This window comes from Nonomuraea sp. NPDC049709, assembly GCF_040674815.1.
Lineage (GTDB): Bacteria > Actinomycetota > Actinomycetes > Streptosporangiales > Streptosporangiaceae > Nonomuraea.
Map to the genome: position 1 here is coordinate 159,816 of NZ_JBFANM010000006.1, position 16,307 is coordinate 176,122.

A 16,307-nucleotide genomic window follows, 5' to 3' on the forward strand; every position below is an offset into this window, starting at 1 on the left:
TTCTTTGCCGCCGGCTGACAGAAACTAAAGTCTCCCGTCACAGCCGGCGCAGGAGCCCCAAGATGCCCGAACCCCTGGTATGCGCCCGAATCCGGCGAAAAACCCCGCGTACGGCCGAACAATCGAGCCGCGGAAGGCGTCCAAGGTTTTACATGGAGCACGTCATGCCCGGGTTTAGGATGCACCCTAAATGCCACGAGGGGGAGGGTTTACCGTTATGGGTTCCCGTTTGTCGAGTGTCGCACGCCTGACGGCGGCCGCGGCGGCGGCCGGCGTCGTGGCCGCCGCCATCGCGCTGCCCGCGGTCGGGGGTACCGGAGCGATGTTCGTCTCGGCATCGGAGGATCTCGGCATCAAACCCGAGGAGCTCAAGGAACCCCCCCTGGCCGAGCGGACGACCGTGCTGGACGCCAAGGGCAACGAGATCGCCTACTTCTGGGAGGAGTACCGCGAGAGCATCGCGCTCGACCAGGTGGCCGACATCATGAAGACGGCCATCATCTCCATCGAGGACTTCCGCTTCTACGAGCACGGCGCGATCGACATCGAGGGCACCATCCGGGCCCTGGCCAAGAACTTCACCTCGGGCGGCATCGCCCAGGGCGGCTCGTCCATCACCCAGCAGTACGTCAAGCAGGTGCTGCTCAACTCGGCCACCACCGACAAGGAGCGGAACGCGGCCCTGGAGGCCAGCTACGCGCGCAAGCTCAAGGAGCTGCGCTACGCGATGGCGGTGGAGAACAAGTACACCAAGGACGAGATCCTGGAGAAGTACCTCAACATCGCCTACTTCGGCGCCGGCGCCAACGGGGTGGAGGCGGCGGCCAAGCGCTTCTTCGGGGTGAGCGCGTCGGAGCTGACGCTGGTGCAGGCCGCAACGCTGGCCGGCGCCGTGCAGGACCCCAACTCGACGGACCCGAACCTGGGCAAGGCGCAGCAGAAGGCCCTGCTGGCGCGGCGCAACGTGGTGCTCGACCGGATGGCCGAGCTGAAGAAGATCACGCCCGAGCAGGCCGCCGAGGCCAAGGCCAAGAAGCTCGGCTACAAGGGCGTCGACATCCCGGGCGGCTGCGGAGCCAGCGACTACCCGTACTTCTGCATGTACGTGCGCAACGAGGTGCTGAGCAACCCGGTCTTCGGCAAGACGGCCAAGGCCAGGAGCCAGTTCCTCAACCGGGGCGGCCTGACGATCCAGACCACGCTGGACCCGAAGATGCAGAAGGCCGCCGACGCGGCGATCAGGAAGCACGTGTTCGCCTCGGACAACCCGGTCGCCTCCGAGGCCCTGGTGGAGCCGGGCACGGGCGCGATCAAGGCGATGGCCGCCAGCCGCAAGTACGGCAACAACAAGCGCAAGAAGGAGATGTCGTACAACGTGGTGGCGGACGCCGTGCACGGCGGCGGCGTCGGCTTCCAGGCGGGCTCGACGTTCAAGACGTTCACCCTGATCACCGCCCTCAAGGAGGGCATGAAGATCAACGACGGGTTCAGCGTCGGCAGCGGCTACCGCGCCCCCTTCTACTCCACGTTCAAGAACTGCAAGGGCGAGAACATCGGCGACCCCAGCCACACCGTCACCAACGACGAGGGCGGCGGCGGCTTCAAGTCGCTGGCCACCGGCACCTGGGGCTCGGTGAACACCTTCTTCATGATGCTGGAGCAGAAGGTCGGCCTGTGTGACACCATCCAGACGGCCAAGTCGCTGGGGATCAAGCGCTCCGACGGCCTGGCGCTGACGGAGTACGAGACGTTCACGCTCGGCACCAACGAGATGGACCCGGTGACCGTCGCCAACGCGTACGCGGCCATCGGCGCGCGCGGCAAGTACTGCGCGCCCATGGCGATCACCAAGATCACCGACCGCTACGGCAAGGTGAAGACCTACAACCCGAAGTGCAAGCAGGCCCTCGACCCCGAGGTCGCGGACGCCGCGGCGGACATCCTGTCCGGCGTGTTCACCAAGGGAACCATGCGCGGCGTCGGCGGCATCGGCCGTCCGGCGGCGGGCAAGACCGGCACCACGGACGCGCAGGCCACCGCCTGGTTCGCCGGGTTCACCCCGGACCTGGCGGGGGCGGTCAGCATCGGCGACCCGCGCGGCTCCCAGGACTACAAGCTCAACAACATCACCATCGGCGGCCGTTACTACGCCTCGGTCTTCGGCGCCTCGATCCCCGGGCCGATCTGGAAGGACACCATGATCGCCGCCCTGAAGGGCACCCCGGCGACCGACTTCACCCCGGTGAACACCTCCCGCTTCGGCGGCTGCGGCTCGGGTTGCCGGCCGGTGGTCCAGCCGGAGCCGGACGAGGACCAGGAAGGCTTGATCGATGAAGGGGATCTGGCCGAGTTCGGAGAATGATCACGGGTAGGAGGGGTTTCCTGATTGTCGGATAAGACAAATCGGACACGTAAATATGCCGTGATCCACATCCGACACAGAAACCTCTGCCGGTTACCAGCGCCTCTAGCTGAGCAAATTCGGAGTGCGTCCGCACAGTGGGACGCACTCCCTGCAAAGGCCCTATTAACAGCGGCGAAACATTGGTAACGTGGGAGCGCTCCCAGGATCTTTCCGCGAGGTGCTCCATGACCGAGCAGCCCACACTGGCACAGGTGGCGGCCGCTGCAGGGGTTTCCCCCGCGACCGCATCTCGAGTCCTCACAGGCTCGGTGCGGGTCAGTACCTCGACCCGCCGCCAAGTCTACGACGCCGTGTCCCGCATGGGATACGTCCGACAACGCGCACCCCGGGGAACGGCCGCGAAAACCATGGCCGACGGAGTCACAGCGGTGATCTGTGACCACCTTCCCCGGCTCTTCTCCGAGCCCTACTACGCCAGGCTCCTGTCCGCCGCGGGCGCCGTGATAAACGAGCACGGCACCCACCTCATGGTGACCACCGTCACCCCCACCTCATCCACGCTGCCCGCCCTGTCCGGCGCGGTGCTGATCGTGGGCGCAAGAGAGCGTCATCCCCTGGCGATCAAGTTATCCACCTCGGGCATACCGGTGCGCAACATCGGCCGCCCGCCCCACGACCTCAAACTCCCGTTCGCCGACGTCGACAACCTCGACGGCGGCCGTCAGGCGGCCGAACACTTCCTGCTGTCGGGCCGCCGTAACGTCGCCGCCATCGGCGGCCCGCCGTCCTTACCCGGAGCCCGTGACAGGTTGGAGGGCCTCATACGCACCTTGCAGGCGGCCGGCGCACCCGACGTACCCGTGGCTTACGGGGACTTCACCGCCGCGTCGGGCACGCACGCGATGCAGTGGCTGTTACGCCACGCGCCCGGCCTGGACGCGGTCTTCGTGGCCTCCGACCTGATGGCGGCGGGCGCGATCCAGGCCCTGCGCAGGGCCGGACGCAAGGTGCCGGCGGACGTCGCGGTGATCGGGTTCGACGACGCCCCGGTCGCCAGGCACACCGTCCCGGCCCTGACCACCATCCGCCAGCCCGTCGAGGAGCTCGCCACCGTCGCCACCCGGCTGCTCCTGACGGGAGCCGCGGGGATCGACCCCGTACTCCCCACGGAACTGGTCATCCGTGAGTCGGCTTGAGCCTGGGGACGTGCTGGCCCGGCGGTATCTGTTGCTGGATCCGCTGGCCCGCGGGGGCATGTCGGTCATCTGGCGTGCCTTCGACCAGTCCCTGCACCGGATGATCGCGGTCAAGGTGCTCACGGCCTCGCTGCACACCGACCCGGGAGATCGGGTCAGCGTACGCAGCGAGGCCCGCGCCGCCGCCCGCTTCATCCATCCCGACTCCATCGAGATCTACGACTACGGCGAGACCGTCACCACGAGCGGCGGCGTCGCGGCCTACGTCGTGATGCCGCTGCTCGACGGCACGCCGCTGGCCGAGCTCATCGAGAAGGGCCCGCTGCCGTGGCCGGACGCGGCGGCCATCGCGCTGCGGCTGGCGCGGGTGCTGATGGCCGGGCACGCCCGCGGCCTGGTGCACCGGGACGTCACGGCGGAGAACGTGCTGCTCACCGCCAACGGGCCCAAGCTCCTCGACTTCGGCATCGCGGCCTGGGCGGGCGACCCCGACGACGATCGCGGCACCCCTCCCTACGTCGCCCCCGAGCGGCTGCTCGGCGCGCCGACGCATCCGGCGGTCGACGTGTACGCCCTGGGCGTACTGCTGCACGCCATGCTCACGGGGCGGACGCCGTACCCGGAGACCACGTGGGAGGAGATCGAGGCGGCTCACCGCACCGAGCCCCCTCCCCGCGTCCCCGGCGTGCCGAACGCCGTCGCCTCGCTCTGCCAGCGCTGCCTGGCGCACGAGCCGGAGGAGCGGCCGACGGCGGCGCAGATCGTCTCCGCGCTGACCTCCGCGCTCGGCACGGTGACGCTGGGCCGGCACGTGCGGCGCGGCCTCACCGTGACGGGCTCGGCGGCCATCGCCCTGTCCGCCATGCTCTGGTTCCAGCAGCAGACGGGGCCGCCCCCGCAGCAGCAACAGCAGCGGATAGCCGAGCCGGCGCCGTCCCCGACGGCCCGGCTGATCGAGAGCTCGCCGTCCGCGACTATCACGGTGGAGCAGGCCGCGGCCGGCTTCAGGACCGTGCTGGAGGCCAGGACGCCGTGCGGCGCGACCGACGCCGACGTCGTGCTGGACCTCCGGCAGGTGCTGGACACCGCCGTGGCGCCGCGGCACGGCCCGGAGGAGTCCAGGACCGAGAGCCTGCGCCAGAAGCTCTCCGACCGCATGCGGGAGGGCCGGCTCACCCCCGCCTGCCTGAGCGAGCTGCAGGCCAGGCTGGACGACATCGACGCGGCGCTGCAGCACGACTGAGATTGATGAGGGGTACGGCAGCACCAGCCGTACCCCTCCGCGCGCGGGCTGGGCCCCTCGCAAAGCGATGCCCGCGCGAGCCTCATGCGCAGGTGTAACCGCTGGGTACCTGCGTGTTGCCGGCCGGCCGCGTCGCCTGGTAGCCGAACGACGTGGTGGCGCCGGACGCCAGAGGGCCGTTGTGCGACAGGCTCCGGACCGTGACCGTGCCACCGCTGACGGTGTAGCTCGCGTTCCACATGCCGGTGATCGTGTGCCCGGACGGCAGCGCGAACGTGACCGTCCAGCCGTCGAGCGCCGAGGCGCCCCGGTTGGTGACGGTGACCGGCTGGATGACGTAGCCGTTGTTCCAGGCGGTCTGGGTGGTGGCGGTGGCCGCGCAACCGCCGCCGGTCCCGCCGGTCTGGGTGGTCACCGTGACCGTGGCGGACTCAGGCGAGAGGTTGCCCGCGGCGTCTCTTGCCCTGATCCGGTAGCGGTAGGTGGTGGCGGGGCTCAGGCCGGTGTCGGTGTAGGAGGTGGTGCCGCTGGTGCCGACCCTGGTGAACGTGTCGCCGGTCGCGCGCAGCACCTCATAGCCGGTCACGCCCACGTTGTCGGTGGAGGCGGCCCAGGTGAGGGTGGCCCCGGACGAGGTGACGTTCGAGGCCGACGGCGTGCCGGGGGTGCTCGGCGGGGTCGGGTCGGTGGTGCCACCGCCCGAGCCGAACGAGAAGGAGTTGACCGCCAGGCCCGTGCCGCCGATCCAGGGCTCGAACCCGGCCTGGACGCTGGTCAGATACCACGACCGCTGGCCGTAGCCGCGGCTGACCACGTCGGAGTAGAAGGTGTCGATGGTGAAGTCCAGCGAGGTGGCGGGCGAGGTGCGCACGTAGGAGATCACGTTCCAGCCGATGTTGCCGTACCAGACCTGCCAGGTCGCGCCGGCCAGGTTCGCGGTGCCGACCTGGGAGCCGATCGGCTGGATCGAGCCCTGCCGGTTGAGCCAGATCATCAGCTCGGCGCCGGTGTTCTGGCCGTCGGTGCGGGGCGTGGGGTCGAACCACAGGTCGTAGGAGGCGTTGTAGGTGCCGGAGCTCGGGTACGTCATGCTGACGCTGCTCCGGAGCCCGGCGAAACCTCCGGCGCTGGCCTGCATGGGCAGGTTGCTGCCGGTGGTGCAGTTGGCGTAGTGGCAGCCGGCGTAGATCGACGGGTAGCCGGCCGGTGCGCCGCTCGTGGAGTTGTTGTGGGCCGCCTGCGTGACGGTGAAGCCGCCGTTCTGGTTGATGTCGATGCACTGCGCGGTGCTCGCGCCCCAGACGTTGTTCTGCACGATGTAGCGGCCGTTCTGGATGCTCGCCGAGCCGTACTTCTCGCAGAGCACCGGAGCGGCCTGCGCCGGCGCGGCGAACAGGCCCATGGCGAGTAACGCCCCGATGATCAGGTGGATGTGCGCGTGCCTCATGGCGTGTTGCTCCCGCCTCTCTGACAGTGGAGTGTAGTGGGAGCGCTCCCAGCGTTCACCCTCTCCGGGCCTTTCCGGTACGGCAAGCAGCGGTGCCCGCGCGCGAGCAGGGGCGAGGCACCCACCAGCGGAAACCGTGACCAAGATCGGCTGAAAGTTTCACCGATCGTTGTCGAATCCGGAAAAAGCGTGATTCAATGCGCTCGCCGGGCGGGCAGGTCGTGGGCAGGTTTCCTCTGTCGTCAGCGCAAGGGAATCCCCATGAAGTTATTCAAGTCGGCGGCACTCACCGCCGTCCTGGTCCTGATCACAAGTGTTCTGATGGTGCCCACGCAGGCACAGGCCCACGGCGTGTCCATGTTCCCGGGCAGCCGTACGTTCCTGTGCTGGCAGGACGGCCTGCGGGACAACGGGCAGATCCTCCCCTACAACCCCGCATGCGCGGCCGCGGTCAACCAGAGCGGCGCGACCCCCCTGTACAACTGGTTCGCGGTGCTGCGCTCCGACGGCGCGGGCCGAACCACCGGATTCATCCCCGACGGGCAGATCTGCAGCGGCGGCACCGGCGGGCCCTACGACTTCTCGGCCTACAACGCGGTCCGCTCCGACTGGCCGCTGACCCACTTGACCTCCGGGGCCTCCATCCAGATGCGGCACAGCAACTGGGCGCAGCACCCCGGCGCGTTCAACTACTACATCACCAAGAACGGCTGGAACCCCAACGGGCCGCTCAAGTGGTCCGACCTCGAGCCGTTCGGCAGCGTCACCAACCCGCCCGCCAGCGGCGGCGCCGGCGGGCTCAACTACTACTACTGGAACGCCCAGCTGCCGTCCGGCAAGAGCGGCCGGCACATCATCTTCACGCACTGGATCCGCTCGGACAGCAACGAGAACTTCTACAGCTGCTCCGACGTCGTCTTCGACGGCGGCAACGGCCAGGTGACCGGCGTCGGCCCCGGCGGCAGCACCCCCGGCCCCAGCCCCACCGTCACGCCGACCGACCCCGCTCCGACGGGCGCCTGCACCGCCACGTGGAAGGCCACCGACACCGGCTGGGCCGGCCACTTCCAGGGTGAGGTGACCGTGAAGAACACCAGCACCAGCGCGATCAACGGCTGGACGGTCAAGTGGACGTACGCCGGCGGCCAGAGCTTCGACGGCTCACCGTGGAACGGCGTGCTGTCCACACAAGCGCCCAACGTGACGGTCAAGAACGCCACGTACAACGGGCAACTCGCACCGAACGCCTCCACCGCGTTCGGATTCAACGCCACCGGCTCGATCCCGAGCCCCGCACCGACCCTGACCTGCACCAGCCCGTGATCAAAACGCGTCGCGGGCTCGTCGCGGCAGTCGTCACCCTGGCCGGCCTGACCCTGGCCGGGGTGACGTTCTTCGCTGCCAGGCAGCCGTCCTCCCAGCTCAACGCGGAGCTCGCCGCCCAGGTGACCCTGATACTCGAGCAGGCATCGCCCGGCGAGCACCACGCCCACGGACACAGCTTCGACTCCCGCGTCGTGTGCGCCGTGGAACCCTTCGGCACCGAACCCCGGAACGCCACCTCGCTCGTGGAGGTGACGTGGGTGTATGCCCGCCACATGTGCGCGATCACGGGGGAGAGCCCGGACTGGGCCGCCTCCGTACGCGCCTCGGGGCCGATCGCCGTCAAGATCAGCATCCCGCCCCAGGTCAGGGTGCCCGAATCGGGAGCCGGCTACCCGGACCGGGTCCGCCGGCTCATCCCTCAGCACTATCACGAGGAGGCGTTCGCCGAGTTCGCCGACGACACGGCGATCGAGGCGGCCCGCGAACGCTTCGCCCTGGCGACCTCGACCGCCAAATAGCCCCCCACCCGTGAGGAGGCCCGGCCCTCTGGCCGCGCCTCCTCACGGCTCTCAGGGCCCCGCCGAGGCGCCGACTCGGCGCCGGCGGGCTTTGTGACACGGGGGACGTTCAGAGGCGACACGCCAGGCACGCGGCGAGCCCGACAGGCCACGGCACCGCGACCGAAGGGGGCAGTCGGCCGGCGTCGTCGGCGCGCGACCTCGGCAGCGCGGCATGCGCACCCCGGCAGACAGCGCAGCCCGGGCCCGAAGCGAGCGCGGCCGGAGCGGGGGGCGTGGGACGATGGGGCCCGGTGGCGGTGGAGAGCGGGCGAGCGGCGCGGGGCGCGGGGCGCGGCGGGGCGGGGCGGCGCGGCGGCTCGGCGGGGCGGCGCGGGACCGCGGGCCGGGCGCACGGCGAAGCGGGCGTGTGGCGGAAGCGGGTGGGGAGAAAACGGACGCGGCCGAGTGGAGGTTTCGGCCGCGTCCGTCCCATCCGGGCGGGATGGTTTGTTGGGCAGGGATAGCTGGTTAGGGCCTCACCTCCTCATACGCACCCGGCTGCCGGGCAGTTCAGTTGGCGCACGTGTAACCGGACGGGATCGACGTGTCCCCGGTCGGCCGACCCGCCTGGAGGCCGAAGGTGGTGCCGGTGTTCGGGGCGAGCGTGCCGTTGTAGCTCAAATTCTTGGCCGTCACCGTCTGCCCGCTGACCGTCACCACCGCGTTCCAGTAGCCGGTGACCGTGTGCCCGGCGGGCAGGGTGAACGTCACCGTCCAGCCCGTCCTGGCCGTCGTGCTGGTGTTGGTCACGGTCACGGGCTGCACGACGTAGCCGGTGCTCCACTGGCTCTGTACGGTCCCGGCAGCTGTGCACCCGCCGACCGGCGCGCCGGTCGTGGTGAACGACACCGCCGGCGACGGCCCCGACTGGTTCCCGGCCGCGTCCCTGGCCTTGACGTGCACCTGGTACGCGGTGGCCGGCGTCAGCCCGGTCAGCGTGATCGAGTTCGTGGCCGTGGCGCCGAGGGCCGTGCCGGTCGAGGTGTAGACGTCGTACCCGGTCACGCCCAGGTTGTCGGTGGAGGCGGCCCAGGTCAGGGTCGCCCCGGACGAGGTGACGTTCGACGCCGACGGCGTGCCGGGGGTGCTCGGCGGTGTCGGGTCGGTGGTGCCGCCGCCATAGATCGAGGCTTCCTTGGCGGTCGCGGCGATGCCGTTGGCGCCGTTGAACAGCCGCTGTCCCCAGGGGGTGAGCCGGGTGACGTCGAAGCCGGTGACCTGGTCGAGATACTCGACGCCGCCGCTGTTCCCGCTCCAGGACCAGCCCAGGTAGCCGAGCCCGCGGCTCACGGCCTGCGCCATGATCGTGTCCTCGTCCGGGTTCCCGTCGGAGTGGTCGAACCCGAACTCGCCCACGACCAGCGGCAGCCCGGCGGTCCTGAACGCGTCCATGTACGCGGTGACCTCGGCGGCCGTGTCGAACACCCCGTACATGTGCACGGAGAAGATCGTGTTCTTGTCGGGGTCGCCGTCGAAGACCGCCCGCGCGTTGTCGCGCATCGTGAACTGCCAGTCCTGGCCCCAGTTCGGCGCGTCCACCATGAGCGCGTGGTCGAAGCCGTTGGTGCGCAGCTTCTGGATCGCGGCCGTGGTGGCGGCGGCCCAGCCGGGGGTGACGGGGTTGTTGCCGATCGGCTCGTTGCCGATGTTGACGATGATGTGGTCCTCCTGGCCGACCAGGGCGGACCTGACGCTGATCCAGTAGTCGGCGGCCTGGTCGAGGGTGTAGGCGCCGCTCTGCTCGCCGTACCCGGTGGTGTCGTGGTTCTCCAGCACGCAGATCAGCTTGTTCTGCTTGCAGAGGGCGACGACATTGGCCACGTCGGCGGTGTTGTTGGCGGTCCAGCGGCCGCCGCTGAGCACGACGCGTACGGTGTTGGCCTTCAGCGACTTGATGTCGGCGAACGCCTTGGTCTGCGTGGCGTACCAGGTGTGGGCGTGGCTGGTGCCGCGCATGACGAACTCCTGGCCGTTCGCCTCGAGGATCTTCGTGCCGCTGACGTGCAGGCCGGTGGCGGCGCTCGCCGGTGCGGCGGGGACCGCCAGGAGTGCCGCCACGAAGGCCAGCGCGGTGAAGAGTGCTCTCATTTGTGCCTTTCACTGAGCCGATGGAGCCGCCCCCGCCGCTACTGCGGCGGGGGCGGAGTCTCGGATCAGGCGGGGGTGCAGGTGATCGGGTCGGGAGTGGTGGAGGAGCCGTTGGCGATGAAGCCGAACGTGGTGGTGGCGCCCGGCGCGAGCGCGCCGTTCCACGCCTCGTTCTTCACCGTGACCGTGGAGCCGGACACGGTGTGCTTGCCGCCCCAGAGCTGGGTGATCGAGTTCTGGGAGTTCCAGGTGACCGTCCAGGCGCTGGTGGCCGACGTGCCGGCGTTCTTCACCGTCACCTCGGCCTGGTACGAGCCGCCCCACGTGTTGACCACCTTGTAGGTGGCCGTGCACCCGCCGGCCGGGGTGTCGGAGGTGGTGAACGCGGTGCCGTCCGAGGCCGCCGAGCTGTTGCCCGCCTCGTCCCGCGCCACCACGGTGACCGTGTAGCCGGTGGCGGGGGTGAGACCGCTCAGGTCGAACGACGTGGTCGTGGCCGTGCCTGCCTTGGTGGACCCCAGGTAGACGTCATATCCGGCCACGCCCACGTTGTCCGTGGACGCCGCCCAGCTCACCCGCGCTGCCGAGGAGGTGATCCCGGACACCGTCGGCTTGCCCGGCTTGCTGGGCGGCGTCCCGTCCACCGTGTCTGACGTGGTGAACGCCGTGCCGTCGGACTGCGCCGACGTGTTGCCTGCCGCGTCCCTGGCCACCACGTGGGCGGTGTAGGCCGTGGCAGGGGTGAGCCCGCTCAGGTCGAAGGACGTGGTCGTGGCGGTTCCTACCTTGGTGGACCCCAGGTAGACGTCGTAACCGGTCACGCCCACGTTGTCGGTGGAGGCGGTCCAGCTCAGCTTCGCCGAGGAGCCCGCGATCGCGGAGACCGCGGGCTTGCCCGGCTTGCTGGGCGCCGTCGTGTCCACTTCCTCCGGACCCGGCGGGTCACCCCAGATCTTGGTGGCGCCGCTGTAGAGGGTGATGTTCCCGGTGCGCACCGGCGTCGTGCCGGGCGTGGTGGGGATGTTCCGGTACGACCAGTCGTTGGCCGGGTCCCACGTGCCCGCGCTGGCGATCCTGAACTGCACCTCCCTGCGGTGCTGCGACTGCCCGGCGGGCGCGATGGCCTGGCCCGAGCAGTCGATGTTCACGTAGTACGTGCTGCCGCTCGCCTGGTGCAGCGTCGGCGCCTTGCACTGCGTGTAGGCCGACGACACGCTGATCTGCGAGGCCGTCGTCGAGCCGTCGAGGGTGAAGTAGTAGCGGAACGAGCCGTCGGACAGGACCCTGGCGGGCCAGGCCGACTGGTTGCGGACGATGGCCTTGATCTCGGTGAACCCGGTCCCCGAGGCGTTCACGCCCGCCTCGACGAAGATCTCCGGACCGTCCGGCGTCTCCGCGGCGGGGAAGCTCGCCGCCGGGGCGCCGCCGTACTCCTTGTACAACCTGGCCACCGCGCTGGTGAAGCCGGCGTTGTAGTCGGTGGCGACCTCGTTCATGACGTAGTCGTCGCGCTTGTCGGTGTAGGCGTCGTTCGGGTCGGGCGGGCCGCCGACGAGCGCGCCGTACAGGGTGTGGCGGGTCTGCTCGGGGTTGGTGATCTGGTCGGTCCACGAGCCGTGCGCCGTACGGTGGTGCGGGTTCTTCGGCGGGTTGGCGCCGAACCCGATCAGGTACGAGGAGTTGCGCGGGTTGTCGCCCAGCGCGTAGTTGATCTGCCGGACCGCGAAGTCGTGGTAGCGGGCCTTGCGCGTGGCGTCGGTGATCGAGTCACTGTGCACCAGCGCCGCGAACGAGGTGTTGGCCGCGTACCGCAGCGAGCCCCACCGGTCGAGCACGGCCTGCCCGCCCGGCGAGTACTTGACCTGCGACCCGTTCACACCGACCGTCCACCAGTCGAGCCAGCGGTTGGCGTCGTCCAGGTACTGCTGCTTGCCGGTCAGCTTGTGCAGCAGCACGTACGCGCCGTACGACTTGTCGTCCCAGGCGATCGTCCACTTGTACGACTTGGTGCTGGTCTGGGGTTCGGTACCCAGGTTGGCGTAGCCGCTCTCGGCCTTGGCCAGGTAGGAGGCGTCGTTCGTGGCCCGGTAGAGCCAGATCGCGCCCCACACCAGCTCGTCGTTGAAGCCGCTCCACGAGTTGTAGAAGCTCGACGCGTCGGTGATGCACTCGCTGTACTTCTTCCTGACGGTGTCGGCGAAGGAGTAGAGCTGCTTGGCGTGCGTCACCAGCGTGTCGGCATAAGACGGATTTGTCGGGCGGAAGACGATCGACGAGGCCGCCATCGCCGCCGCCGTCTCCCCCGCCAGATCCGACCCGCCGCACGACGCGTCGATCTTGTACGCGGGCCGCGCCATCGACATCGCCTCGGCCGGGCCCCACCAGGCGTGGTCCGTGCCGCCGTTGCCGACCTGCCCGTAGAGCACGTTCGGCGACGGGTGGGCCTTGATGAAGTAGTCGTTGACGAACTTGAGATTGTTGAGCAGGTGGGTGAGCTGGCCGGAGCCCGCGTAGGCGTCGCGGTACTCGACCGCGCCCCAGGCCAGCATGGTGGCCGAGAACGCCATCGGGAAGCCGAACTTGACGTGGTCGCCCGCGTCGTACCAGCCGCCCGTGAGGTCCACGCCCACGTCCTTGCCGTCGTTCAGGCCCGAGTCGCCGCGCCAGGAGACGCGGTTCCAGTCGGGCAGCGCGCCCGACTGCTGGGCCTCGTAGAACCACAGCGACTTCTGCAGCGCCTCGCCGTAGGCGAAGGCGGGTGCGGCAGCGGCGGCGTGGGCCGCCGGCCCCGCCCCGAACAGGGGCAGGACCAGCGACGCCACGGCGATCAGTGTTGCCTTTTTCACGGGAAGAGCCGCCCGTACTCGGCCAGGGCGACGGCTACGTCCACCTGCGCCCAGAACCGGTGGTAGTTGAAGACGGGCGCCGGGCCCGTCCCCTTCAGGAAGGCGTCGACCTTCGGCCAGTCCGGGTCGTTCCGGTAGAAGGACCGGATCGAGATGAAGGTCGAGCTGGAGTTGATCGTGTCGCCGTTCGGCATCTCACCGGTCCAGCCGGCGGGCACGTACACCGGGTCGTCGATGCGGTTGTAGTCGCCCTTGGTCTCCGGCACCGACACGCCCTTGGCGTCACGGTTCTCCCAGACGCCGTCGAGCAGCGCCTTGGCCGTGTCCCGCGCCTCGGCGTGGTTCGCCTTGGCCGCGTAGTACATGAGCACCTTAGCGTAGGAGCCGGCGACGCCCACGTCCTGCGTGTGGTCCACGACGGTCACGTGCAGGCCGGGGTTGGCCGGCGGCATGCCCGTCGTCGCGTTGAAGTTGCCGGCCGGCTGACCGGTCCAGCGCAGCGTGGACGGGATCTGGTAGCTGCCGTCGGAGCCGATCGTGGTGTTGTCCAGCGCCCACGTCACCCACTTGTCGAGCAGCGCCTTGGCGTCGGCGTTGCCGGTGGCGTAGTAGAGCTCCGCGACCCGCTCCATCGTCCACGCCTGGAAGCCGAACCACTGGTTCGACGGCGGGTCGTGGTAGACCGGCTGCCAGTCGTAGGTCATGCCGTGGAACTTCGGCAGCCCCGCCGGCGGCGTGGCGTAGTGGCCCTCCCAGCTGTTGGTCGCGCCGCCGGCGATGGCGCCCTCGGCCGACTGCAGCCACGTGTAGAACTGCAGCTGGCGCGTCATGCTGGTGCTCCAGTCGGCGGCACCGGTCGCGCTCTTCGGCTTGAGCTCGGCCACGTTGGCCAGCGCCCAGGCCGCGAACGGGTTCTGGTAGCCGGAGTGGTTGTGGCTGGAGCCGATGCGCCAGGCCCAACCGGCGCTGGAGTCGGTCGCGCCGCCCCATGCGTAATACCAGCTCAGCAGGTAGTTGGAGGCGTTCTTGCCGGTACCGGCCGGGCACGAAGGGCTCGTGCAGCCGGGCTGCTTGAAGTACTTGTCGTACATCGCGTAGCGCAGGTAGTCGCCCATCTTGGCGGCCTTGGCCACCGTCGCGGAGATCTGCGACTCCTTGCCCTGCTCCTTGGCCCAGGTCTGCGCCCAGTACGCCACCTGCACCGCGCGGGCGTCGGCGTCGGGGGCGTTGGTGTACTTCCACTGCTTGGCGTACGAGGCGTCCTTGATGAACAGGTCCAGGTAGCCGTTGGTGCCGCCGTGGGCGAAGGTGTCGCAGGACGGCTGCGGGATCGTCTCGAAGACCGACTCCTCCGGGCCGCGCTGGTAGGTGTTGATGTAGGCGGGCCTGGTGGTGCCGTCGCCGCAGCGGCCGAAGCCGTAGGTGTTGTCGACGTCGAGCAGCCAGTGCATGCCGTAGATGTCGCGCGTGCCGTACGCGCTCTGCAGCTCACCGGCGATCGGGTCGGTGCCCACGCTGACGCCGGAGTCGATCTGCGACGGGTAGCTGCTGATCGTGTTGTACTCGGCCGCGTACGTGGCGGGCTTCGAGGCGTTGTAGAACGAGTTCGTCGGCTGGTCGGCGGTGGCCGGGATGATGTACTTCTCCATCGAGGCCCACGCGTTGTTGAACTTCGTCCAGTCGCCGGTCACCTGCCCGTAGGTCGCCTCCAGCCACAGGTAGTAGCTGTAGGCCTCGGACGTGGTCTCGTGCCCGTGGTCCGGCGCCTCGACCAGGAACGTCTCGACCGAGTGGTACGGCACGCCCTCGGGCGAGAAGTAGCCGTTGGCCGGGTCGTGCAGCTCGTTGTAGAGCTCGACGAAGCGCTGGACGTACTCGTTGTCGCCGCCGACGTCGTCGTCCGCCTCGGAGGCCGCGACGTCCACCGGCGTGTACCCGGTGGCGCTCACCCTGATCACGGCCGAACCGCTCGTCGTGTCGCTGTCGTTGGCCGCGGCCAGCGTGACGTTCTGCGCGGTGTTCCAGTTCGACGGGGTGAACGTGAGGCTGGCGCCGCCCGACACCGTGACGTCGGCGTCACCGCTGGCGCGGGCCGTCGTGACCGTCACGTTCGCCGAGGGAGCCTGCGACAGCTTCACGCCGAAGGTCGCCGTCCCCGCCTCGGGCACGGACAGCGTGGTCGGGCTGACCACGAGGGCCGGCCCGGTGTTCGGCGAGACCGTGATCCCGACTGGCGACGAGGTCGTGGTCAGGCCGGCGTTGTCGGTGGCCCTGGCCGTGATCGAGTAGCTGCCGGCCGCCACGTTCGTCCAGCTGTAGCTGTACGGCGAGGAGGTGTCGGTGCCCAGCAGCGTGGAGCCCTGGTAGAAGTCGACCTTGGCGACGGTGCCGTCGGAGTCGGCCGCGTTCGCCGCGATCGGCACGGTGGCCGGGGCGGTGAACGTCTGGCCGGCGGTCGGCGAGGTCAGCGACACGGTGGGCGCGGTCCCGGTGCCGGGGCCGCCGCAGGTGACCCCGTTCACGCTGAACGAGGTCGGGCTCGGGTTGCTGCCCGTCCACGTGCCGTTGAAGCCGATGTTGGTGGAGGCACCGGTGGCCAGAGTGCCGTTCCACGGCATGTTCGTGGCCGTGACCCGGGTGCCCGACTGGGACCAGTTCGCACCCCAGCCGGTCGGCGTGTACCTCTGACCGGTGGTCGGGAAATCGAAGCCGAGCGACCAGGAGGTCAGCGGGTCGCCGGTGTTCTTCAGCGTGACGCTCGCGGTGAAACCGCCCGAACCGGTGCCCCACTGGTTGGCCGCGTACGTCACGTCACACGCCACGGCCGCCTGGGCGGGACCGGCGGCCAAGGCCGTGGTCGTGCCCGCGACGAGGACGAGGGTCGTGGCCACGGCCAGCCGCCTCGATAAGCGCGTCAAAAGGGATGAAGGTCTGTACTTCACGGGGTCTCCATGGGAGTAGGGGTGTGGGAGCGCTCCCAAAGTGGATTGTGGGTGCCCGGCGGCGTATGTCAACGGAATGGCGGTTCGGTAACCCCCGTGTTTCCTCTCACCAGGCTGCCAGGGATGAAAGTTTCATCCCCGTTCCGGGGTATTCAACGAGCATGCGGGGCGGCGGACACCTTCTCGACGGCCGCCCTCTGTACAGGGCTCCGAGCGCGGCTCACCATGGGAGCGCTCCCAGCCACCTAAGTACTGGAGATGATCGCTCGTGAGACTCCACCGCGGCCTCCGCAA

Annotated in this window: 9 protein-coding genes; 5 read left to right on the top strand and 4 right to left on the bottom strand. The window is 69.4% G+C overall.

Features of this window, described 5'->3' with window-relative positions:
• Positions 1-229: 229 nt before the first annotated feature.
• The 3 genes from AB0J69_RS08075 to AB0J69_RS08085 all read left to right on the top strand — a co-directional run bounded on the left by AB0J69_RS08075 (position 230) and on the right by AB0J69_RS08085 (position 4,804).
• Positions 230-2,362, top strand: a complete 2,133-nt coding sequence (locus AB0J69_RS08075; protein ID WP_364114157.1) for a transglycosylase domain-containing protein — start codon at positions 230-232, stop codon at positions 2,360-2,362.
• A 227-nt stretch (positions 2,363-2,589) separates the two neighbouring features.
• Entirely contained in the window at positions 2,590-3,561 is a 972-nt protein-coding gene (locus AB0J69_RS08080; RefSeq protein ID WP_364114159.1) for a LacI family DNA-binding transcriptional regulator, read from the top strand.
• Positions 3,548-4,804 carry a serine/threonine-protein kinase gene (locus AB0J69_RS08085; protein WP_364114161.1) on the top strand — a complete coding sequence of 419 codons (1,257 nt, stop codon included), beginning with the start codon at positions 3,548-3,550 and terminating at the stop codon, positions 4,802-4,804. Before AB0J69_RS08080 ends, AB0J69_RS08085 begins: the two co-directional genes overlap by 14 nt.
• A gap of 82 nt (positions 4,805-4,886) precedes the next feature.
• On the opposite strand, the gene AB0J69_RS08090 is transcribed toward AB0J69_RS08085, so the two are convergent.
• Positions 4,887-6,251 (bottom strand): cellulose binding domain-containing protein, encoded by a 1,365-nt coding sequence (locus AB0J69_RS08090; protein ID WP_364114163.1) that lies wholly within the window; start codon positions 6,249-6,251, stop codon positions 4,887-4,889.
• Between the two features lie 261 nt (positions 6,252-6,512).
• Between AB0J69_RS08090 and AB0J69_RS08095 the strand changes: the two genes are divergently transcribed.
• A complete protein-coding gene (locus AB0J69_RS08095) occupies positions 6,513-7,574 on the top strand; it encodes a lytic polysaccharide monooxygenase (protein WP_364114165.1) in 1,062 nt (353 codons plus the stop codon).
• A complete protein-coding gene (locus AB0J69_RS08100) occupies positions 7,571-8,095 on the top strand; it encodes a hypothetical protein (RefSeq protein WP_364114167.1) in 525 nt (174 codons plus the stop codon). Before AB0J69_RS08095 ends, AB0J69_RS08100 begins: the two co-directional genes overlap by 4 nt.
• 552 nt (positions 8,096-8,647) lie before the next feature.
• Here the strand turns inward: AB0J69_RS08100 and AB0J69_RS08105 are convergent.
• The 3 genes from AB0J69_RS08105 to AB0J69_RS08115 form a co-directional block, all read right to left on the bottom strand.
• Positions 8,648-10,225, bottom strand: a complete 1,578-nt coding sequence (locus AB0J69_RS08105) for a cellulase family glycosylhydrolase (RefSeq protein ID WP_364114169.1) — start codon at positions 10,223-10,225, stop codon at positions 8,648-8,650.
• Positions 10,226-10,290: 65 nt separating this feature from the next.
• Complete coding sequence (locus AB0J69_RS08110; protein WP_364114301.1) at positions 10,291-13,038, bottom strand: glycoside hydrolase family 9 protein; 2,748 nt, start codon at positions 13,036-13,038, stop codon at positions 10,291-10,293.
• A 29-nt stretch (positions 13,039-13,067) separates the two neighbouring features.
• The gene (locus AB0J69_RS08115) at positions 13,068-15,962 is read right to left on the bottom strand and encodes a glycoside hydrolase family 48 protein (protein ID WP_364114171.1); all 2,895 of its coding nucleotides are present in this window, start codon (positions 15,960-15,962) and stop codon (positions 13,068-13,070) included.
• Between the last annotated feature and the right edge of the window lie 345 nt (positions 15,963-16,307).

Coding starts and splice junctions, on each gene's coding strand:
- AB0J69_RS08080 (WP_364114159.1), top strand. CDS start 2,590: ATGACCGAGCAGCCCACACTGGCACAGGTGGCGGCCGCTGCAGGGGTT.
- AB0J69_RS08090 (WP_364114163.1), bottom strand. CDS start 6,251: ATGAGGCACGCGCACATCCACCTGATCATCGGGGCGTTACTCGCCATG.
- AB0J69_RS08095 (WP_364114165.1), top strand. CDS start 6,513: ATGAAGTTATTCAAGTCGGCGGCACTCACCGCCGTCCTGGTCCTGATC.
- AB0J69_RS08105 (WP_364114169.1), bottom strand. CDS start 10,225: ATGAGAGCACTCTTCACCGCGCTGGCCTTCGTGGCGGCACTCCTGGCG.